General features: G+C 71.9%; 19 protein-coding genes. 9 read left to right on the top strand and 10 right to left on the bottom strand.

Annotated features, from left to right (window positions below):
- The 7 genes from FRAQA3DRAFT_RS21165 to FRAQA3DRAFT_RS21195 form a co-directional block, all read left to right on the top strand.
- Positions 1–2,486, top strand: a 2,486-nt coding sequence (locus FRAQA3DRAFT_RS21165; RefSeq protein ID WP_009741091.1) for an SbcC/MukB-like Walker B domain-containing protein, incomplete at its 5' end; no start/stop codon positions are given.
- A complete protein-coding gene (locus tag FRAQA3DRAFT_RS21170; protein ID WP_009741092.1) occupies positions 2,483–4,018 on the top strand; it encodes a TIGR02677 family protein in 1,536 nt (511 codons plus the stop codon). The genes FRAQA3DRAFT_RS21165 and FRAQA3DRAFT_RS21170, both read left to right, overlap by 4 nt.
- Entirely contained in the window at positions 4,018–5,196 is a 1,179-nt protein-coding gene (locus FRAQA3DRAFT_RS21175; protein ID WP_009741093.1) for a TIGR02678 family protein, read from the top strand. Before FRAQA3DRAFT_RS21170 ends, FRAQA3DRAFT_RS21175 begins: the two co-directional genes overlap by 1 nt.
- A complete protein-coding gene (locus tag FRAQA3DRAFT_RS21180; protein ID WP_009741094.1) occupies positions 5,193–6,500 on the top strand; it encodes a DUF2399 domain-containing protein in 1,308 nt (435 codons plus the stop codon). Before FRAQA3DRAFT_RS21175 ends, FRAQA3DRAFT_RS21180 begins: the two co-directional genes overlap by 4 nt.
- A gap of 165 nt (positions 6,501–6,665) precedes the next feature.
- Entirely contained in the window at positions 6,666–6,980 is a 315-nt protein-coding gene (locus FRAQA3DRAFT_RS21185) for a PASTA domain-containing protein (protein WP_009741095.1), read from the top strand.
- Positions 6,981–7,597: 617 nt separating this feature from the next.
- Complete coding sequence (locus FRAQA3DRAFT_RS21190) at positions 7,598–7,984, top strand: SAM-dependent methyltransferase (RefSeq protein ID WP_009741096.1); 387 nt, start codon at positions 7,598–7,600, stop codon at positions 7,982–7,984.
- Positions 7,985–8,072: 88 nt separating this feature from the next.
- Positions 8,073–9,527, top strand: coding sequence for a recombinase family protein (locus FRAQA3DRAFT_RS21195; RefSeq protein ID WP_009741097.1), 1,455 nt, complete (start codon positions 8,073–8,075; stop codon positions 9,525–9,527).
- A gap of 450 nt (positions 9,528–9,977) precedes the next feature.
- Here the strand turns inward: FRAQA3DRAFT_RS21195 and FRAQA3DRAFT_RS21200 are convergent, their stop codons facing one another.
- The 5 genes from FRAQA3DRAFT_RS21200 to FRAQA3DRAFT_RS21220 form a co-directional block, all read right to left on the bottom strand.
- Positions 9,978–11,387, bottom strand: a complete 1,410-nt coding sequence (locus FRAQA3DRAFT_RS21200) for a replication initiator (RefSeq protein ID WP_009741098.1) — start codon at positions 11,385–11,387, stop codon at positions 9,978–9,980.
- Between the two features lie 115 nt (positions 11,388–11,502).
- A complete protein-coding gene (locus tag FRAQA3DRAFT_RS21205; protein WP_009741099.1) occupies positions 11,503–13,161 on the bottom strand; it encodes an FtsK/SpoIIIE domain-containing protein in 1,659 nt (552 codons plus the stop codon).
- Between the two features lie 111 nt (positions 13,162–13,272).
- Complete coding sequence (locus tag FRAQA3DRAFT_RS21210; RefSeq protein ID WP_232291689.1) at positions 13,273–13,602, bottom strand: hypothetical protein; 330 nt, start codon at positions 13,600–13,602, stop codon at positions 13,273–13,275.
- Between the two features lie 27 nt (positions 13,603–13,629).
- Positions 13,630–13,839: a hypothetical protein gene (locus FRAQA3DRAFT_RS21215; protein WP_157467543.1), complete on the bottom strand. Its 210-nt coding sequence runs from the start codon at positions 13,837–13,839 to the stop codon at positions 13,630–13,632.
- Entirely contained in the window at positions 13,832–14,011 is a 180-nt protein-coding gene (locus tag FRAQA3DRAFT_RS21220; RefSeq protein WP_009741102.1) for a hypothetical protein, read from the bottom strand. The genes FRAQA3DRAFT_RS21215 and FRAQA3DRAFT_RS21220 overlap by 8 nt, the downstream gene beginning before the upstream one ends.
- 441 nt (positions 14,012–14,452) lie before the next feature.
- On the opposite strand from FRAQA3DRAFT_RS21220, the gene FRAQA3DRAFT_RS21225 reads away from it, so the two are divergent.
- Both FRAQA3DRAFT_RS21225 and FRAQA3DRAFT_RS21230 read left to right on the top strand, forming a co-directional pair.
- Positions 14,453–15,019 (top strand): hypothetical protein, encoded by a 567-nt coding sequence (locus FRAQA3DRAFT_RS21225; protein WP_009741103.1) that lies wholly within the window; start codon positions 14,453–14,455, stop codon positions 15,017–15,019.
- Positions 15,020–15,099: 80 nt separating this feature from the next.
- Positions 15,100–17,355 carry a serine/threonine-protein kinase gene (locus FRAQA3DRAFT_RS21230; RefSeq protein WP_157467545.1) on the top strand — a complete coding sequence of 752 codons (2,256 nt, stop codon included), beginning with the start codon at positions 15,100–15,102 and terminating at the stop codon, positions 17,353–17,355.
- Between the two features lie 159 nt (positions 17,356–17,514).
- On the opposite strand, the gene FRAQA3DRAFT_RS21235 is transcribed toward FRAQA3DRAFT_RS21230, so the two are convergent.
- From FRAQA3DRAFT_RS21235 to FRAQA3DRAFT_RS21255, 5 genes are all read right to left on the bottom strand, one after another.
- Complete coding sequence (locus FRAQA3DRAFT_RS21235) at positions 17,515–17,712, bottom strand: hypothetical protein (RefSeq protein ID WP_009741105.1); 198 nt, start codon at positions 17,710–17,712, stop codon at positions 17,515–17,517.
- Between the two features lie 268 nt (positions 17,713–17,980).
- Positions 17,981–18,364: a hypothetical protein gene (locus FRAQA3DRAFT_RS21240; protein ID WP_232291690.1), complete on the bottom strand. Its 384-nt coding sequence runs from the start codon at positions 18,362–18,364 to the stop codon at positions 17,981–17,983.
- Positions 18,361–18,852: a hypothetical protein gene (locus tag FRAQA3DRAFT_RS21245; protein WP_009741107.1), complete on the bottom strand. Its 492-nt coding sequence runs from the start codon at positions 18,850–18,852 to the stop codon at positions 18,361–18,363. The genes FRAQA3DRAFT_RS21240 and FRAQA3DRAFT_RS21245 overlap by 4 nt, the downstream gene beginning before the upstream one ends.
- A gap of 166 nt (positions 18,853–19,018) precedes the next feature.
- Positions 19,019–19,732, bottom strand: coding sequence for a trans-aconitate 2-methyltransferase (locus FRAQA3DRAFT_RS21250; RefSeq protein ID WP_232291691.1), 714 nt, complete (start codon positions 19,730–19,732; stop codon positions 19,019–19,021).
- Positions 19,636–20,565 (bottom strand): phosphotransferase, encoded by a 930-nt coding sequence (locus tag FRAQA3DRAFT_RS21255; RefSeq protein WP_009741109.1) that lies wholly within the window; start codon positions 20,563–20,565, stop codon positions 19,636–19,638. The genes FRAQA3DRAFT_RS21250 and FRAQA3DRAFT_RS21255 overlap by 97 nt, the downstream gene beginning before the upstream one ends.
- Between the last annotated feature and the right edge of the window lie 44 nt (positions 20,566–20,609).

Genomic DNA, 20,609 nt, shown 5'->3' on the forward strand with positions numbered 1-20,609 from the left:
TGGCGACGGCCGTGGCAGCGGCCGGGGTCCGCGCCGACGCCGGCGCCGCTGAGGCCACCCGGTTGACGCGGGAGCTGGCCGCGGTGCGCGCAGCGGCCGAGCTGCCGCTGCCGCGCGGCGACTGGCGGGCCACCGACCCGCCCGACACGGCCCTGTTCGCCTCGCTGGTCGACTTCGCCCCGGACCTCGTCGACGCCGACCGCGCCGGTCTCGAGGCTGCCTGCGAGGCGGTCGGGCTGCTGACCGCGCAGGTGCTCGACGACGGCACGGCGAGGGCGGCCACCGGCGAGCTGCTCGTCGTCGCGGGACCCGTGGCGACGCCGAACCTCACCTCCGTGCTCGTCGCCTCGTTGCCGGTTGGAGCGACGGTCGCCCAGGGCGTGGTGCGGCGGGTCCTCGAACACGTCGGGCTGGGTGCCGCGGCCGGCGCCGCGCTGTGGGTCGACGTCGACGGCGCATTCGGCGCGGGAGCGCTGCGCGGCCGGCACGCCAAGGCGGGCGCCGAGCATGTCGGCGCGGGTGCGCGAGCGGCGGCGCGGGCACGCCGGATCGGCGAGCTTGCCGCGGCGCTGGAGGTCGCCGAACGGCAGCGGGACATCCAGCGGCAGACGCACCAGGCGTTGCGCGGGCACGCCGATGCGCTGCGGGCCCTGACCGGCGAGGTGCCGTCCGCCGCTCCGGTCGACGAATCGGTCGCGGCCGCCCTCGCCGCCACCCGCGACGCCCAGCGCGCCGCCGAACGGGCCGCCAAAGCCCGCGAGGCGGCGGTGCGCGCGCAGAGCGCGGCGGAACAGACCTGGGCCCGGGCGCAGACGGGCGCCGCGTCGGCCCGGCTGCCGCTCGACGGCGACGCGCTGGCCACCGCATCCGCCGCCGTGAACGACGCCGGCGGCGAGCTGGACCGGTTGTCCGGCCGAGTCGAGGCGGCCCGGCGTTCCCTCGACGACTGGGCGGGGGCCGTCGAGACTCTCCAGGCGGACGCCGACGCGCTGGCGCGGGCCGCCGAGGACGCAGCCGAAGCGCGGCTGGCCGCCGACACGGCCGCAGAGGAGCTCGCCGCCGCCCGGGCGGCGCTCGGCGAGGAGCCGCGCCGGGTCGCCGAACAGATCACCGAGCTCGATACCCGCAGCATCCGGAGCGACGGCGAGCTGACCGCGACCCGTCGCGAGCACACCGAGTCGGTCGGGGTGGCGGCGACAGCCCGCTCGGCCGCCGACAACGCGGCGGACGTCGCCGAGCGGGCCGAGCGGGCATGCCGGGACCAGCGCGGCGCGCTGCTGGCCGTGACTTCGGTCGACGGCCTGCTGGCGGCGTCCGGCCAGCTCCCGCCCCAGGCCGGGCCGCCGGAGCAGGGAGCAGCCGAGCACGGAGCAGCCGAGCACGGAGCAGCCGAGCACGGGACGGACGAGCACGGGACGGCACAGTTCGGGCAGGTGCGACTCCCGCTGACCGCGGACACGGTGGACGGGACATCCCGGCTGGTCGCGGCGCTGCGCGAGCTGGTGTCCAAGCCGGAACGCGAGGTCAGCGAGGACGCGCTGCACCGCTCGCTGCGTGCGATCCGCGACAGTCTCGGCGCCGGCTGGGACGCCGAGTCCCGTCGGGGCACGGACGGTGCGCCGCTGGCCGTGGAGGTCTCCGGTCCCTACGGGCGGCGGGTGCTGCCCGACGCCACCGTCCAGGTCGCGGCCGACCTGCGCCGCGCCCGGGGGCTGCTCACCGCCCAGCAGGATCAGGCGCTGCGCAACCTGTTGCACGGCCGGGTCGCCCAGGAAGTCGCCCGCGCGCTGTTCGACGCCCGGGAGCTCGTCGAGCGGATGAACGCCGTCCTCGGTCGGGTGACGACCAGCCAGGGCATCGGCGTCCGGCTGGACTGGCGGACCCGCGGCGACCTCGAACCGGCCACGGCCACCGCGCTGCGCCTGCTCGCCAAGGACCCGGACGCGCGCACCGCCGAGGAGGACGCGTCCGTGCGCGCCGCCGTCGCCGGCCTCATGGACGATGCCCGCGACCACCGGCCGGACGCCTCGTACCGCGATGTCATCGGCGAGGTGCTGGACTACCGTGACTGGCACGAGCTGCGGATCTACCTGTGCCGGCCGGGCCGCCCCGACGAGCTGCTCACCCGTCGCTCCCGCCTGTCGGAAGGCGAGAAGAAGCTCGTCACCTACCTGCCGATGGCGGCGGCGGCCTCCGCCTCCGCTGCCGCCCACGACCCGCACGGGGTGGGCGCGCCGCGGCTGATCCTGCTCGACGACGCCTTCGCGAAGGTGTCGGAGGACAACCACGCCCGGCTGTTCGGCCTGCTGGTGAGCCTGGATCTCGACTTCGTCGTGACGAGCGAGCGGCTGTTCGGCACCCACGCGGACGTGCCGGAGCTGTCGATCATCGAGGTGTTGCGCGACCCGGACCTGCGGACGATCGCCCTGGTCCACTATCACTGGGACGGCCGGCAGCGCACCGAGCTGGCGGGCGCGTCCCGGTGAGGGCCGCCGAGCCGGGCGACGCCCCGGGCGCGGGCCGGGGCGAGGTGAACACGTCGGTGTTCGCCTACGTCACCGAGAGCGCCGACTACCGGGTGATCCTCGGCGTCTTCGCCGGTACGTTCTTCGCGGAGCTCACCCCGGACGACGTCACGGCCCGGCTCGCCGAGGCGGGCGTGGTCCTGCCGGTCGAGACGGTCGCCAGCCGGCTGGAGAGCCTGCGGGGCTGGGGCAACCTCGACGTCTCGGCGTCGGTCGGCTCGGTCAGCACCGTCGCCGACTACTACCGCCGCCGCAACCGCTATCTGATCACCCGGATCGGGCAGGAGGTCCACGAGCTCGTCGAGGGGGTGCTCGCCCAGGTCGACGACGTCCGCGACGTCTCCCTCAGCCGGCTCGACGCGCTCGCCGCCGCGCTCGAGGCGCTGCTGCGCCTCGACCTCGAACGCGCCGACCCGGCGGTGCTGGCCGATCACGTCCGCGCCGTCTTCGACCCGCACCGGGCGTTCTCCGCCGAGATCACCCAGTTCTTCGCCGCGATCAACCAGTGGCAGTCGCGGTTCGACCTCGACGAGACCGAGTTCGCGTTCTTCTCCGAGGTGCTCGTCGGTTATGTCGGCGAGCGGTTGGACGCGATGGAGCGGCGGGCCCGGCCGATCGCCGCGCTGCTCGGCGCGTTGGAGCCGGACGTGCCGGTGCTGGTCGCCCGGGCCCGCGACGGCCTGGCCGCCCGGGTCGCCGACGCGGGGCTGACCGGGGTGCGGGTGCGGGCCGAGCACGGCAGCAGCGCGGCGGACTGGGAGAACCTCAACGCCTGGTTCCTCGGCCGCCCGGGTGCCCCGAGCCGGATCGCGACCCTCGGCCGTGACGCGGTGAACGCGGTGCGCACGCTCACCCAGAACCTCACCCGGCTGTCCCGCTCCGGCGTCGGCAGCACCTCGCGGCGCGCCGACTACCTGCGCCTCGCCGGCTGGTTCGAGCAGGCCGGCCACGACGATCCCGAGGCGGCCCACCAGCTCGCCGCCGCCGCGTTCGGCTTGTTCGGCGCCCGGCATCTCGGCGCGGCGGCCGGCGACGAGACCGACCCGGTGCCCTCCGCCACGTCCTGGTGGGACGCGCCGAGGGCGCGGGTCCCGGTGAGCCTGCGCCAACGCGGGGACACGACCAACCGGGGACGCTCCGGCCAGCTCCTCGACCGGTCCCGGGAGCGGGCGCACCTGCTGGAGCGCCGCCGGCGCGCCGAGGAGCTCGCCACCGCCGCCCGCGCCGAGCTGCTGGCCTCGACCACCGGCCCGGACGGCGCGCTCGGCGACGGCACCCGGCTGTCCGAGCAGGCGCTGGCCCGCCTGCAACGCCTGCTCGGCCCGGCCGTCGCGGCGATGGGCCCCGGCCGGGCGAAGGGCGAGGCGGAGGCCGACGGGCTGCGCTGCGTCGTGGAGCGTCGACCCGGTCAGCCGACCAGGCTGCACACCCCCGCAGGCACCCTGACGGTGCACGACCTGGCGCTGACCCTGCTGCCGGTGCAGGAGGCCTGATGCCAGAAGGCCCAAGGATCGGCGACGATCCGGAGTCCGGCGACCCGCAGCGTCCCGGCGAGCTGGTGGCGGCCGGCCGGGCCCTGCTGGTGCGCCCGTGGCGGACAGCCGAGGCCGACCGGTCGCTGTTCGTCCTGATCCGTCGGCATGCCGACGTGCTCGACCGCTGGTTCACCCAGCGGCTGGGCTACCGGCTCGTCGTCACCGCCGACACGGCCCGGCTGGTCAAGTCCGGGTACGTCCCGCCCGACCGGCCGCTGCGTACCCACACCGACCATCCGTTCACCGCCCGCCAGTACGTCATGCTGGCGCTGGTGCTGGCGGCCACGGCAGCCGGCCCCGACCGGATCAGCCTGCGCGATCTCGTCCTGCAGGTGCGGTCCGCCGCCGCCGACGCGGACATCTCCCTGGACGGCGCCGCCGGGGAACGCCGGGCGCTCGTCACCGCGCTGCGCTTCCTCATCGGCCACGGCGTGGTGCGTGAGCTCGACCGGTCGATCGGCGGCTACGAGTCGGACGAGGGCGTGGACGCGCTGCTGGAGATCCGCAACGACCGGCTCGCGATGCTGCCCGCGCCGGCGCTGGTGGGCGCGCGCAGCGCCACCGATCTGCTGGAGCGGGCCGCCGGCGAGGGCCGCGGCCGGGCGGCGCTGCGCCGGCGGCTGGTGGAGGACCCGGTGCTGCACGCCGAGGACGTGGTGCCCGAGGACTGGGCGCAGCTACGCCGCCGCTTCGGCGAGGAGGCCCGCTACTGCGAGGAGATGTTCGGCCTGCTCGTCGAGGCCCGAGCCGAGGGCGTCGCCGCCATCGACGTCGACGGGGGATGCAGTGACACGCCGTTCCCCGCCACCGGGACCACCGCGCACGCCGCCCTGCTGCTCGTCGAGGCGCTCGCCGCCCGCCACCGCGACGGCGCCACCGTCGAGCAGGTCGACGCCGAGCTCGCCGACCTGCTCGAGCGCTACGGCCGGTACTGGCGCAAGGACGCCACCGCCGACCCGGCCCGGCTGCGCGACGACGCCGTGGCGCTGCTGGCGTCGATGAGCCTGGTCCGCTGGCAGCCCGACGGCCGGCTGTGCCCCCGGCCCGCCGCCGCCCGGTTCGCCACGAGCGTCACCGTCAACGAGCCACGCCGCGAGCAGCCCGCAGGCGAGCCGGAACAGCCGACCCTGCTATGAGCCTTCCCGACGACGAAGCCCCGGCCCGGCCCGCAGCCGAGGCGCACCCGTTCCTGGCCGATCCGGCGCTGCGCCCGTTGTGGCAGGCGGTCGCGGCCGCGCTGGACCGCAACGGTCTGGACTGGCGCGGACGGCTCACGCTGCCCGTGCTGCCGGCGGAGGGCCGGCGCCGCCTCGGCGTCCTCGTGGAACGTCCCGTCCCCGTGGGACGCCGGGCGCTGCCGCTCGCGGACGTGGCGGCGGCGGTGGAGCGGCTGACCGGCGGCGGTCTGGTCGAGGCGCTCGTCGCCCTCGACTGCGCGCCGCGCGGACGTCGCGAGGCGGCGCAGGCCCGCCGGGCGGAGTCCCAACACCGCCGCGTCACCCTTGACCGCGCCGTCGAGACCTACCTCGCCGGCCTCGCGCAACCCGACTCCCCCGACGCCGACGGCGTGGGCCGGGACGCCGGGTGGTCTGCCGGCTGGCGGGACGCGGCCTGGTCCGACGGGCTGTTCGCGGGCCGAACACCGGAGGAGGTCGCGGGCCTGGTCCGCACCGTGGCTGCGGTGCTGGCGCACACCGGTTCGGGCCTGAGCCGCGGGGAGATCGCCGCCCGGGAGTGCGGCGACGCGCACGCGCTGGACGGCTCGACCCGGCTGGCCGCCCTGATCACCCGGGCGCTGGTCGCCCGGGACGGCCCGGCCGGCGAGCGGGCCGCCTGGGAACGCGCCGGCATGCCGCTCGACCTCGTCTCCGCACCCGTGCTGACCTGGGCGCTGCCGCTACTCGGCGACTCGGCCGTGGCCCGCGCCGCCCGGGCGATGACCGCCGCCGGCCTGCCGCTGCACCTGACCGTGCTGGCGCTGCGGGCCGCGCCGCTCACCATCGCCGCGGGCACGCCGGTGCTCGTCGTCGAGAACCCCCGGCTGGTCGAGGCGGCGGCGCGGCGCCGGCTGCCGGCGGCCGTGCTGTGCACGGGCGGCAACCCGGCGACCGCCCCCACGGAGGCGATCGCCAAACTGTCCGCGAGCGGCGCCGCGCTGCGCTACCACGGCGACTTCGACGCCGCGGGACTCGCGATGACCGCCCGGGCGGGTGCGGCGGGCTGCGTGCCGTTCCGCATGTCGGCCGCCGACTACCGCACCGCCGTCGAGGCGGCGCGGGCCGAGGGCGTGGAGCTTCCCCGGGACCCGGCGCCGGCACCGCCGACCCCCTGGGACCCCGACCTCGCGGCCGCCTTCACCGCCGAACGCGCCATCGTGCACGAGGAGCGCCTGATGGACACCGTCCTGACCGCGCACGAGGACGCCCCGTCGCCGCCATAAGCGGCTCCGCGTAGGCGTTGCCCCCGGATGTCTTTGCCAGCCAGCAATCGTTAACTTCCCAGAGACGATTTCCCATCGAGGCAGGCCGCACCGTCGCCGTCACCCCCGCCAGGGAAGACCGGCCTGTCCCGCAACGCGAAGATCGGCATCGGCTCCGCGGCGGTGATGGTCCTGCTGGGCATCGGGGCCGCGTTCGGCGGCGGCGGCTCCACCGCCGGCGCGGTCGCCCCCGTCGCACCGTCCACCCCGCCCCCTCACCGGGCTGTTCCGAACGTCGTCGGGCTGAATCACCAGACCGCGCAGGACACTCTGCAGGCCGCCGGCTTCTACAACCTCGCCGAGCAGGACAGCACCGGCCAGGGACGCGCGCTCGTCTGGGACCGCAACTGGCACGTCGTCGCGCAGGCCCCCGCACCCGGAACGGTCATCGGCACCGATGGCCAGGTGCTGCTCACCTCGAAGAAGTACACCGATCCGTGATGGGACGGATTCCCCGTCCGTCCCGTCGTTGCCGACCTCAGCAGTAGCACGAACGCGGCGAACGGCCCCGCCAGTGGTGATCGTGACTGCGGTCGAGCACGTTCGGTCGCAAGGCCGTCACGCTGACGGACCGCCGTCGCGGTCCGTCAACCGGCGCCGAACCGAAAGTCGATCATGGTGCGGGCGATGGACATCCGAGCATCGGTGATCATGGTGTTTCGCGGCCGGTCTCGCGTCCGGGCATGATGTTCCGCGGAACCGAGCTTTACGATCACGATGTTCCGCGGAACCAGCACCGCGCCCAGGCCGACCCCCAGCCCGCGTCGACCTCCCCCCAGACCCGACCCACGCCGGAGGCGGCCCGACCTCTCCGCCCTGGCCCCGGCGGCTGGCTGGTCGCCAAGGCCAAAGGATGCTCGAACCTCATGGAGCCGGCGCTCGGGCGGCAGCAGGCCAAGGCGAGGCGCCGGGGACCAGGCCCGTGGCCGGAGCTCGGCGCGTAAGCCCGTGGCAGAGTCGGGACAACAGGGAGCCCTGGCTGCGCGCGCCCAGCTAATTGCCCTTGCTCACCATTTAGGGTGATACGGAACGATCCAAAGCGTAGGGGGTCTGTGGCGATGAGCGATGCCGAGGCGGGCACGAGCGGGACGGGCTGGTTCACACCGGTGGCGGCGGGGGTCAGCCCGGTGGACCTCAACACCGGGGTGCCGCACCCGGCCCGGATGTACGACTACTACCTCGGCGGGAAGGAGAACTTCCCCGCCGATCGGGAGACCGCCGAGCAGGCCATCGCCGCGTTCCCGAACACCCGCAACGCCGCCCGGCAGAACCGCGCGTTCCTGATCCGGGCCGTGCGCCACCTCGTGGGCGAGGTCGGCATCCGCCAGTTCCTCGACATCGGCACGAAGATGTTTCGCGAAATATACTTTGTGTATGGCATTGATCGAGCATGGCGGTACCGGTCGCACTCTTCCGACCCCTGCCCTCCCGCCGTCGGGCATTGACTTTCCCCTGACCCTCACCACGTTCAGTGGTCGGAAGTGGGGGCTGTACCTACGGATCTCAGACGACGCCAAGAAGGACGAGAAGGGCGTGGCGCGCCAGGAGGCGGACGAGCGCGCGTGGGTGGAGCAGGTCAGCGGCATTGTGGAGAAGGTCTATACGGAGAACGACACGTCCGCGTACAAGAAGCGGAAGGTCGTTTTGCCGGACGGCACGGTGGTGTGGCGGGTGGTCCGTCCGCTCTGGGAAGAGATGTTGAAAGATCTTCGGTCCGGTGTGATTCAGGGTGTCGTCGTCTACGACCTGGACAGGTTGGCGCGCGATCCGCGCGACCTCGAAGACGCCATTGAGATCGTGGAGCATCACCGCCGGCCGGTCGTGGGTCTGACCGGCGGTTTTGATCTGCTGACCGACAGCGGCAAGTTCGCCGCCCGGATCCTGGTCGCTTGCGCCAACAAAGCCTCCGCCGACACCGCGCGCCGCGTACGCCGCAAGCATGTGGACTTGCAGGCCGAGGGGTCGACCGGCAGCGGACCGCGTCCGTTCGGATGGGCCGATGATCACGCCACGTTGCACCCGACGGAGGCCCCGATCGTGCAACGGGTCTGCCGCCAGGTGGGCGAGGGCATCCCGATCGACGCAATCGTGCGTGACCTCAACAAGCAGGGGATCACCGGTACCCGCGGGAAGCCCTGGCGGGTGAGCACCTTGAAGCCGTATCTACGCAACCCGCGTCTGTGCGGGTGGCGTGGCCGGACGGTGGGCACGGTCAACCCGCAGACCGGAGAGACGTGCCGGCACGTCGAAATCGTCCGCGACGCCGCCGGAAATCCGGTCGTCGGACAGTGGCAGCCGATCATCACGCCGGAGCAGTGGGAAACGGTCGTGGAGAAGATCGGAACGCGGAAGCAGCCCGGTAACGGCCACAACGCCCGCCGCTATCTGCTCAGCGGTATCACCCGATGCGGAGAGTGCGGCCGGAAAATGTCCGGCATGCCCCGGCCGGATGGGCGTGGCTACGCCTACCGGTGCAACCCGCAGAATCTCGGCTGTTCCAAGATCGTACGGGACGGGATCAAGGTGGACGCCTACGTGACCGCCGCCCTACTCGCGAAAGTCGAGATGGAACTCAGCCAGGCCGTTGCCGTCGTGGACACCACGTGGTCGAGGGAGACCGAGCTTGCCGACACGGAGAAGGAGATTGCCGAGCTCACCGCGCGTTTCAAGGCGAAGACGATCAGCAGTGGCCGGTACTACGATCTGCTGGCCCATTTGGAAGGGCAGGAAAGGGAGCTACTGGCCGAGCGCCGGAAGCACACCGCCGCCGTCCGGGCCACCAAGGCGCGTCCCGCGAACGTGCGCGCCGAATGGAACAGCGACGGCTGCCCATTGTCGTGGAAGCGAGCGATCATCGAGGACTACATCCACGCCGTCGTCGTCAACAAGGCGCGGTACAAGGGCGCCCGCTTTGACCCCGATCTACTCGACATCACGTGGAAGGGCGAGGCCGACGCCGACGTCGCCCCCGAAGCCGAAGCCGCCTAGCGCACCGGACGGCCGCCCCCGACCAGCAGGGGAAGGGACGGCCGTCACTTCACGAGCCGCCATCGTCCGCGCGACGGCCCGTGGCAGGCAGTGACAGGCCGAACATTCCCGCGGCATGCGCGCGTTGGCGCGCCGACCAGCGAGGAGCCCGAGCCGCCTGCACTCGCCCCCACGCATCAGGGGACAGCACCCCTTGCCGATCATCGACCACCGCACACGGTGAACCATCACCATCCGATGACTCGCCGTAGCCGACAGTGGGGGTACGTGGCTCCACGGCAGCCTGCCCACCCACCCTTACCGTACCCGGCATGATCCTTTCGGCCGCGTCGTGCGCGGATACATCGGAACCTTCGGTGCTCAGTTCCGGCACGGCCAACACCGGGGATGCGTCCACCTGGCCGCAGTCCGCTTGCCAGTCGTCAAACGGAAGCATCGTGGCTACGCCGCTCATTGACCGGCCCGCCACGAGCCAGGCACCCGGACAGCCGCCCGTAGCGGACCGGCCGGGGGCGGCCCGCCGGTATCGGACTCACCTGGCGAACCCCGACCCGCGTACGACCAGGCCCCGACGACAATCGTTCGAGAATCGCCGTCCGGCCGACCGAAGGCATCGACCGGCAGCCCGCCGGACATGACCGCCGCCATCGTCCGCGCGTAGACCCGCCGGGCACCGCGCAACGCCCCGAACGTCGTGCTGTACCGCCTCGACTTGGTGATCCAGTGGCCGCCGAAGCCGAAACCGTGGGACCAGCGATGCAGCCCCGGCAGCCGCCCAGGCTTACGACCGGCCGCATCGTCCAAGGCCGCCGCGAAACCCTCGACCGAGCCGAGAGTCCAGCACGTCTCCACCATCCGCCGGGCGTGGCCATCCAGGGCCAGCCGGGCGAGGTGCGCGAGGCTACGCACCGGCCGATCCAGCAACCCAGAGCCGGTCACACTCTTCGTCAGGTACTTCGCCAAATAGTTCGCGATCTTGCCGGAGGTGTCGGGCCCGTCGGTTGCGAGCGCCCGCACATCCATCTGCGCACCCCAACGGACCGGAACCACGCCCGCCGGGTCCGCCGGGTCCGGTGCGTCGACCGTGACGCCGGCCGCAACCTCCCGCAGGCAGTCCGCCACCAGGTCGAGGGAAGCCCAGCCGGGTGGGGGCACGATGTCGTCCGTGGCCGCGCCGCGCCCGTCCACCCGGATGACCACGTGCAGGTGCACCAAGCCCCGGGCCTGCATTTCCGCCGCCTTCACGAACGTCACCCGCAGCTCACGGCGCAACGCAGCGACCGACCGGCCGGACGCCGCCGCCAACGCCGATTCCAGCCGGTCACGTGTGACCTTCCACAACATCGGCAGCATCGCATTCCACACGACCGCGCCCGCATAGTCGAAGCAGTCCCCGCACAGCGGCTTGCCCAGCAGCCGATCACCGTCCCCATGCCGGGCGTGGCAGCCCGCCGGGCGGCCATGCGGACAAGTTCCCCGCCGGGGCCGGCACGCCCGCGCCTGCCCGTTCTTTCCTTTGCTCCGCCGGGAGTGCACCGGCCCGAAACTCGGCGCGGTCAACGTGACGAACAGCGCCGGATGGTCGCCGATGTGGGCGGGTAGGCCGTCACCGCCAGTCAACCCGGCCAGGACGAGGCGCCGCGCGTCCCGCTTGTAGGTCTGCGAGCAGGCCGGACACACCGACTCCCGCCGGTTGTTACACCGCACATGCACCACACGGCCTGGCTGGGCCGCGGAGGAGAACGCCCGGCGCACCTCACCCGACGCCCGATCCACATGGTCGGTATGGCCCTTGAGTCGGATCGGTGACGAGCAGCCACCCGCCACCCGCCGCTCGTCGGAAAGTAGTTCGACAGTCAATGTGAGTACCTCGCGGGGGCAGGGTTCAGCGCCCGGTCCCCGATGAGGTCAGACCGAGAGCGAACAGAGGCAGCAGGGGGCGGGGCGACCTGGCAGGCAGCGCGGTATCGCGACGTCAGGGGCGGCGGACGCGGCTTTCCCAGGCGCGCCAGGCCGCCTCAGCAGCCGGACTACCGTCATCGAGCGCAGGCGGCAACGGGATCGCCCGCGGCGCGACGGGCGGAGGCAACGGCCAACCGCGCAGCGGAATAGTCGGCCCATCCCCGTCGCCGTACCGTTCGGTCGCCACCGGCCGGGGGCGACTTGCGCGAGGCGGGGTGGGTGGCGCAGCCGGGCCCGCGGCCGGCGGCAGGGAAGGGGTCCAGCCGGGGACCCGTGGCGCCGGCGGGGGCACCGCGGACGACGCCGGCGGGGGTGGGGCGGCGGATGGCCGCTGCTGGGTGGCCATGGCCCGGATGTCGTCGTCCGTCAGCCACCCAGCCCGCACCCGTACCGGGGTCGGGTCGCCATCGACCAGGACATAGCCGACGCCGGGAAGGCCGCGGGGAATTCGTTCACACGCCGCCCCGCGATCGTGGGCGCCGCCGCCCAGGACCATGTCCGACTGCGCTTTTTCCGTCATGCGCAGCGCGACCCGCACGGGGAACAGGTCGCGCAGCGGCAGCACCTCTTTCCGGGGGTCCTGCACCGCGCCGACCACGACGACACCGGGGGCCCGCCCCTGACTCAGTAGCAGGGACAGCGACGCGCCGATTTGCTTCTTGCGCTCCGGATCAGACACGTAGGCAGTCAGCGAGGCGATTTCGTCGACGAGCACGACCACCAGCGGGTCACCGGGCGAAGGCGTATGCAGCCGGGACACCCCGCGTAGCCGCCCAGTCCGCCGGTTCATGGTCTGCACAGCGTCGGAGAGAAGATCGTTGATGCTGTCGACGTCGCAGGCGAACCGCTCGAACAACGGTTCCCCGAAGCCGAGTTCCATGCCGCCTTTCGGATCGACGGCCCACACCTCGACCAGGCCCGCGCGGATCGCCGGGGCCAACGCCCGCACGATCGACCACAACACGCTTCCCTTACCTGCGCCGGTCGCCCCGGCGACGAGGACATGCGAGCCCCGCAACGGCAACAGCCACGCCGTACCGTCCTCCCGCGCGCCGACCGGCAGCCGGTCCAGGTCCCCAGGATCACCCGGCGGCAGCAGGTCCGCACGGACCGGGCGACCGAGGACTTCCCGGCGGACCAGGACCAGCCCGACCCGATCAGCGCGGTCCAGATCAGGAGAGATACGCAGTTCCCGCAGTTTCAAAGTGGCGGTCAACCGGCCCGCCGCCTGATGCAGCTCCACGACCGACCCGCCAGGGGGCAGGGTGATCCACATGTGCCAGCCGGCCGCGCCGCGCCGGGCCCGCCGAATACGCGGAGTGCGCCCGACGATCCGACCTGGGGTTTCCAGCCGGCACGCCCGGCACGCCGCCGCCCACCGCCGCCGCAACCGCCCACCGAGCAGCCAGCCCAACGCCGCCCGCCGCGCCGCCGGCACCACCGCGACGACGACCAGCAGCGCGAGGAACAGCCACCGGCCGCCGGTCGGCCCGACCAGCGCGACGCACCGCCGGTACACCAGCAGCACCGCGACGAGCGTGACGGCCTCACGCCGCCAGCCCCACACATGCCGGCCGACATGACGCACCAGCAGTTCGGCCACCGAGGGGCGAAGAGCGAGCCGGTACTGATCGGGCCGAAACCGACCCCGACGAATCTTGAGCACGGCCATCGTGACCGTCCCCCTTTCCGATCTCACCAGACGACAGGGAGCACGACAAAAAAGGGGGGGTGGTGGTGCGAGGTCACGACACCACCACCCCCCGGACCTGCGGAAAGGGGTCTAGTTCTTGCCGGCCGGCGGTGCCGCCGGGGGCGGGGCCGCCGGCAGGGGCCGGATTTCCCGCGCGCTCCACGAGATGCCATGGCGGTCCGTCATCGCCCACTGCGTGCCTGTCAGGCCGACCAGCGCCACCGGCACGCCCACGCTCACCTTCGGCGGCTCACCGGCCACCTTCACCTTGAGCAGGGACGCGTCGCCGTTGTAGGTCACCGCGACCTGCACGACGTGCACCGGCAGGCCGTCCCGGTTCGCTTTCGGCTTACCGTCCAGGTCCACATCCGGCGTTGCCGTCGACACGGCCACCACGTTCGTCAACAGCGTCTCGTTCACCGGAATCACACGCATAAAAGTTCCTCCTTAGCTGCGAGAACCGCACGGGCGCACGGTTCCGAAAATGGTCGGGTGATAGTCAGCCGACGGACACGACACCGTCGCCGGAGGGGTAGAGGTGCGGTCAAGCAGAGCAACGGCGACCGTGAACCCCAGCGAGAACAGCGCCGCCATCCACGCGCCCAGCGCGAGGACCGCCAGCATGCTCATGTGATGACCCGGCATGTCGTCATCCACCGCGGGTCACCTTCGCCACGAGCCAGAACACGAAGACGACGATCAGCGCGACCGTGATGACAGCCGCCCAGGTACCCGCCGACGACAGGAAGAACAGGCCCAGGTAGAGCGCCCAGAAGTTGAACACCCAGAACGTGAAACCATACGAGCGGCGCACGTAGTATCGAGGCACGACAGACAACCCCCAGAACACAACGCGGGTGGAAACGGGAAGGCCGGGAAGCGGAAACGCTCCGACGCCGCCCACTCTGCCCCGCGCGCCGCCTGTCGAGAAGGTTCCACAGCCGGTTATTCCGCGGAATTACCCGGCATGAGAAGCGGTGTACACGTCACGCCGAACCGGACCAGACCCGGAGTGCACACGGAGTACCCAGAACGGTGCAGCACCGGACCGGGCACGGAGTACACCCGGACCGGGCGCCTCAACACCCACCCAACCGGCCATAGCCGGCACAGTGTCACCGTCCGATCACGGGTGACCATGTGGATGCGGAGCAGAACCGGACTCAGCACGGACCCGACCCGGAGCACACCCGGCGCAGCCACACCGGACCACACCCGGAGTGGAACCGGAGTCGCGGGTCAGGGACAACCAGGAAGGACCCACCCGCCGATGGCCACCGAAGGTGATCGCACCGAGGCGCTACGTGCCAGTCTTGTCCCGGCCTACAAGCGCGGCATCCCGCACGCCGCTGATCTCGCGTCGAATGGCGAGGTCCGGCCGTTGCTCGATCTGCTGGTCCCCGCCGACGGACGGGCCAGTGAGCATCAGCGTGCCCGCACCGCCCACCGGATGATCGTCACCGCGGTGGACGCGCTCACCAGCCCCCGCGCGGACGCCGCCGCGATCATGCTTGGCCTGGTGTCCGCGCCACCCGGCCGGGACAGGGGGATCACCGCGCGCAAGGAAGCCGCCGCCCAGCAGCACGGCATCTCCGCCGACTGGTTCACCCGCAGCGAGCTGGAACCCATGACCCTCGCCCTGGCGATGGAACTGGACCAGCAGCTACGCCGCACCGAAGGGCGCACTGTCACCGACCCCTACCGGTACCGTGACCCCTCCACCCTGCCCCCACCACCACCGGCCACCAGCTTCCGCCCTCGTCCCGCAGCCATGCCCCCACCGCCACCGGCCGTTCCGATACCGCCCCGCCGCCGTCCCCCCGCTGAACAGTCGTGACCAGCCCCGAGCCGTTGCGCGTCGAAGACCCCACGCGCATCGGCCGCTACACGCTTCGGGGACGTCTTGGGTTCGGGGGGATGGGAATGGTCTACCTCGCCAGCGACCCCACCGGCGACCCGGTGGCGGTGAAGGTCATCCGCCCCGAGGTCACCGGCAATCCGATGTTCCGGGACCGCTTCCGCCGCGAGGTGACCGCCGCACGGCGCGTGCCCCGGTTCTGCACCGCCGCCGTCCGCGACGCCGACCCCGACGGCAACCCGCCCTACCTGGTGACCGACTACGTCCCCGGCCCCACGCTCAGCAGAGCCGTGCGCACCACCCCGCTCAAGGGCGCCGAACTAGAACAGGTCGCCGTCAACATCGCCACCGCGCTCGCCGTCATCCACGGCGCCGGAGTCGTCCACCGCGACCTCAAACCCAGCAACGTCATCCTCTCCCCGACCGGGGCACGCGTCATCGACTTCGGGATCGCCATCGCCCGCGACATGACCATGCTCACCGTCGAACAGATCGGTACTCCCGAATTCATGGCGCCCGAGGCGTTCGACGCGGCCCCACCCAGCCCAGCCATGGACGTCTTCGCCTGGGGTGGAGTCGTCCTCTACGCCGCCACCCGCACACCACCGTTCCCGAGCGAACCCGCCGCGCTCCTCCCACATCGCATCCGCCACGAACACCCCGCCCACCTCTACCGGCTCCCCGAACCGCTTCGCAGCACCGTCACCGCCGCCATGGCCAAACAGCCGGAGAACCGGCCGACCGCCGAACAGCTCTACCGCCTGCTTACCGGAACAGTCCCGCCCACGCTTCCCCGTCCCCCAGGCCCGGACGGCACCGGCCGATGGGTGCCCGACGTCACCCGACCCCAGAACCCCGCGGTCCTGACCCGACCGCCCACACCCCCGAGCCCGCACGCCCCCGCCAACACACCACCACCCCGCCGACGCCGCACCCTCATCGCCGGGTCGCTCGCCGCCGCTATCGCCGTGCTCGCCGCCACCGCGTTCACCCTGGGCGCCGAGCACCACACCGGAAGCGGCACGCTCACCGCCGCCCAGCGCACCACCGCCGCCCGCACCCTCGCCGCCGCAGCCACCGCGCAGGACACCGACCCGGCCCTCGCCGAACGACTCGCCGTCGCCGCCTGGCACCTCAACCCCGCCGCCAGCGCCAGCGCCAACGCCCTACTGTCCACCACCGCCGGACGGCTACCACCACTCAGCACAACCGGACACGCCGGACCCATCACCACCGCCGTCATCACCGCCGACGGACGCACGCTCGCCACCAGCAGCAAAGACCACACCGCCCGCCTCTGGGACCTCACCACCCCAGGCACCCACCCCACCCTCCTCGCGACCCTCCCGCATGCCGCCGCCGTCACCGCCATCAGCATCAACCCGCCCGGCACCCTCGCCGCCACCACCAGCGACGACAACACCCTTCACCTGTGGAACATCCGCGACCGAGCCAACCCGACCCCCGCCGGCACCTACACCCTCAACGGTGCCGGCCATCCCATCGCCGCCGTCTTCACCCCCACCAGCACCTTCGCCCTCACCACCAGCACCGGGGACCTGTTCACCCTCGACATCACCGACCCCGCGCACCTCACCACCCTCGCCACCGTCGCCACCGTCCACGCCCACGACGACGCCGCCACCGCCCAACCCATCCTGAACAGCAACTTCATTGCGACCGCCAGCACCGACGGCACCGCCCGCCTCTGGGACCTCACCAACCCCCACACCCCCCAGCCCCTCACCCACATCACCCCCACCAGCACCCCCATCAACCTCGCCATCAGCCCCGACGGACACACCCTCGCCACCGCGGGCGTCGACGGCACCATCAGCCTGTGGAACATCAGCCACCCCACCACCCCCGAACCCCTCACCACCCTCACCCCCACCCCCCGACGAACCAGCAGCCTTACCGACCTCACCGGGCTCACCGACGCCGCCAGCGCCGTCGCCTTCAACCAGGCCGGCACTCTGCTCGCCACCGCCGACGCCACCGGTGCTCTGCACCTGTGGACCCTCACCGATCCACACAACCCACGCCCACTCGCCACCCTCAAAACACACGCCGGCACCATTCGCGATGTCACGTTCACCCCCGACAGCACCCACATCCTCACCGCAGGCGACGACAGCACCGCACGACTCTGGGACCTCAACCCCACCAGCCTCTACCAACGGGCCTGCACGACAAACCAGCTCACTCCGGTTGAATGGAACCGATACCTCCCCCACACCACCTATCAGCCCCCATGCCCCCCAACCCCCGGCACCACCTCACCACCAGCAGGAGAACCTTCTACCCCCTCGTGAATGAAGCATCGTCGCGAGATGTCGAACCACACCGCCGCTTTCGGCAGCCACAACGACCATACGCAGTACGCCGAAGCGACAGACCACACCCCACCGAAAGAGCTCTCCAGACTGCGAAAAGGGCAAGCCGCAACCGCGACCCCGACAGTCGGCCCCGCCTCACCAGTCATCGAGATAGCGATCAAACCACACTGACGGCTCATCGTCACCGAAAAGCCGTCGCCGTTCCTCCTCAATCTCTTCTCGTTCCTCCTCCCGGATCTTCGCCACTGTTTCCTCGGAGAAACCCGTAAAATTCCGGATCTTCTCGTTGTGCTCCTCGTTGAGACGGGCCTGTTCGTCTGCATCACCGATCACAGCGTGTCCTTCACAGTCTTATACCCGCTCAACCAGTGCCGCGCCCAGATATGGCGCCGCCCGGACATCCAGCGGATAGCACATACATAGAACGTGGGCCCCGGACCGGTGGCGAGGGGCCCATACCGGCCCAGGGCCCACGATGGTGACCGCCGCAAACGCCGGTCACCGAGAGCGGAAGGGCCCCGCCCGTCGACGAAGCGAACGGAGCCCTCCCACGGCGACGGGCAGGAGTGGCGCCTACCCGTCACCGGCACCGCCGTCGTCTCTACGACGGGTCGGCGGGCCGTTCTGGTCCCTGCTGCTCACTGGCCCGGCGGAAAAACACTGCCTCCCGCTCGAAATCCTCCCCACTCGCGGTGAGACCGGGGAGATTCAGCCGGATGCCAGCCAACGACCGATGTAGAGAGGGGTTCGCCAACGCGTGGGCCGTCAGCCACACCGTGGGATCCGCCAGCGGATGCATTCTGCTGGTCGCCGCCGAGCCCGCCAGCAACTCCAACACCCGCTCGACCACCGCGCCGACAAGGTCCCGGTCCACCCCTGGCATCTCACCGCCGATACGCGCCGTGAGGGCCAGACCGAGACGGGTCACGAACCCGCCCCCCAGATCAGCCGACCCGTCGCCGGGCATCGGCCGAATCCCGGTCATGCCGCCCCACCCAAACCGAGTATCTGCCGGCGGCTGATCCACTGCTCGTACCGGCCCGGCGCCATGACCTCCCACACCCGCCGGGGCACCCACATATCCCCCGAATCCCACACCAGCACCTCGTGCGCCACCGGCCGCCGCCCCCCAAACGTCGCATCCAACCCGTCCAGGGACCCGCCGACCACCAGCCCCCGCCGGCCGGAGTGCACCGCGAGGCGCAGGCCCACCAGCACCGCCAGCCGCGACGCCGTCCGATCCGCCCCCCGACGGTGCACGACCACCGCCAGCACCCCCGGCGGCACCGCGGCGCCGAACGCAGCCTCAACCAGAAGCCCCGCGGCCATCGGCCAGAAATCGGCCTCCATCTTCAGACGGCCCTCCCGCGCCGGTTCCTGACAGACCAGCAGACCATCGGCGTCCGGTAACGCCACTTCGGGCAGCCAGCGGTACCGGTTGTCGTCCGGGCCGTCGCCCTCGATCAGACTCACAGGACCGCCACCCCTTCCGAGTCGGTCAGCGTGATGTTCATTTCGGCTCCAGGATTGGGTACCGCTCGCGGTTTGCTGCGCGGGACGTGGCGCAGGCACGGGGACACGCCGCGGGAGGACCGCAGGCGCCGCCGTATCGACGTGCCCCGGCAGAGGGGCCGAGCGTCTACGTCCGTGCTGTGACGATCAGCGTGGTCGGGGTTTCGGCGGTGTCGGCATCTCGGGTCTGGACGTCGGAGAAGCCGGCGTTGCATAGCAAGCGAGTCCACGCCTGCGGTGAGTGGAGATACCACCGGCCACGCGTCCCCCGAAGGGTCGGCGTTGCCCGGACGCGGCCGGGCGCACGGACGGAGAAGGCCAGCAGCCCGGGGACGGTAAGCCGCCGTCGGATCAACGTCACCAGCGGCACCGCGGGCATCAGTCCAACGGCACCGAACACCGAGTAACACACGTGGATCGGTTCGGAGTCGGTGAGCAGGAAACGAGCCGCACCCGCGCACCGTAGGTCAAAGCCCGGCCACCGGGCCCGAGCCCGGCGGATCTGAGAGGGGGACTCATCGACCCCGACACCGCGGGCCCCGCCCTGGTCGACAACGTAGGCAAGGTTGTCCCCGGTGCCGCACCCGAGTTCCACCACCCGCTTACCCGTGACGTCCCCGAGAAGCGCGGCGCCGGGATCGCCGGTACCGGTTCGCGTCCAGGAAAAACGCGGCGGGCCAGGCGGACGGAGAAGATCGCCAGCGGCTATGCGGGCACGAGCGTGGCGTTCCCACACCGTCACGTTCACCGGGCCGGCACCCACAGGAACCCCGCCGCTTCCCGCAAGTGTCGCCGTACCACTGAGATCACCATGCCGTCCCGATCCGGGTCCGGCATCCATACCACGGCCTGTTCGAGATACCACGCGATGATCCACAGCCGGTGCCAGCCGAGCGCCCACACCTCAGCAGGCAAGCCCGCACGAGGCCGGGACGTCTCCGCCGCACCGCCCGCCCGGATGTACGCCCAGATCATCCGCCGCAGGCTCGCCGGGTTCGCCGGTTGCTGCGTTCCCTGCCAGGACGCCAGGTCCAGCAGCCCCGGGCCGATGAACGACCGGGCCCAGTCCAGCAGCCACCACCCGTCCTCGCGAATGTGCAGGCTGGTTGGGTGGAACTCACTGTGACACAACCCGTACGGGGCAAGGTCCGTCCCGTCCGCGAGCCGATCCGCGTGCGCGCGCAGCGCCGTCAACGTGCGGTCCAGGTCGGCCGTCTGTTCCCACCGCTTTGCCGCCCGTAGCTCCGTGAGCCGCGCCAGCGCGTTACCAGGAAGCGCGGTCAATGCCGCCCGGTCAAGGACCGGCAACCCGTCGGGCGCCTTCGCCTCATGAACCGCAATCGCCGCAGTGACCGCGTCGTCTTCGGTCGCGTCGCGGTCCGCCTGCCCGAGATCCTGCATCAGCATCCCGAGCAGCCCGCCGCGCCGGCTGGAGGCCACCACGTCCGGGACGCGCACCCCCTGCCCGTGGACGTGCCGGAGAACATCAGCCTCCGCCGTGAACGGCTCCCGCGCCCATTTGAAGATCAGGCCGGGACCGTCGGTGAAGCCAAGCCGCTCCACCCCGGACATCTCCCAAACCCGGACCTGCGTGCGGACAAGCGGCATCTCCCGCCCGGCCTGGCCGACCAAATCCGCCAAGAGCACGGACACGGACTGTGGTGTGTCATCCATTTTCGATCTCCGACGACGTTCCCGCCACGAGGACACGGGCCGGC

This window comes from Frankia sp. QA3 (genome assembly GCF_000262465.1).
Classification (GTDB): Bacteria; Actinomycetota; Actinomycetes; order Frankiales; family Frankiaceae; genus Frankia.

What these genes read in the sequence shown, in the direction of transcription:
- FRAQA3DRAFT_RS21175 (WP_009741093.1), top strand. Translation starts at nt 4,018, where the DNA reads ATGCCAGAAGGCCCAAGGATCGGCGACGATCCGGAGTCCGGCGACCCG.
- FRAQA3DRAFT_RS21180 (WP_009741094.1), top strand. Translation starts at nt 5,193, where the DNA reads ATGAGCCTTCCCGACGACGAAGCCCCGGCCCGGCCCGCAGCCGAGGCG.
- FRAQA3DRAFT_RS21185 (WP_009741095.1), top strand. Translation starts at nt 6,666, where the DNA reads ATGGTCCTGCTGGGCATCGGGGCCGCGTTCGGCGGCGGCGGCTCCACC.
- FRAQA3DRAFT_RS21190 (WP_009741096.1), top strand. Translation starts at nt 7,598, where the DNA reads ATGAGCGATGCCGAGGCGGGCACGAGCGGGACGGGCTGGTTCACACCG.
- FRAQA3DRAFT_RS21205 (WP_009741099.1), bottom strand. Translation starts at nt 13,161, where the DNA reads ATGGCCGTGCTCAAGATTCGTCGGGGTCGGTTTCGGCCCGATCAGTAC.
- FRAQA3DRAFT_RS21225 (WP_009741103.1), top strand. Translation starts at nt 14,453, where the DNA reads ATGGCCACCGAAGGTGATCGCACCGAGGCGCTACGTGCCAGTCTTGTC.
- FRAQA3DRAFT_RS21230 (WP_157467545.1), top strand. Translation starts at nt 15,100, where the DNA reads ATGGGAATGGTCTACCTCGCCAGCGACCCCACCGGCGACCCGGTGGCG.
- FRAQA3DRAFT_RS21240 (WP_232291690.1), bottom strand. Translation starts at nt 18,364, where the DNA reads ATGACCGGGATTCGGCCGATGCCCGGCGACGGGTCGGCTGATCTGGGG.
- FRAQA3DRAFT_RS21250 (WP_232291691.1), bottom strand. Translation starts at nt 19,732, where the DNA reads ATGGATGCCGGACCCGGATCGGGACGGCATGGTGATCTCAGTGGTACG.
- FRAQA3DRAFT_RS21255 (WP_009741109.1), bottom strand. Translation starts at nt 20,565, where the DNA reads ATGGATGACACACCACAGTCCGTGTCCGTGCTCTTGGCGGATTTGGTC.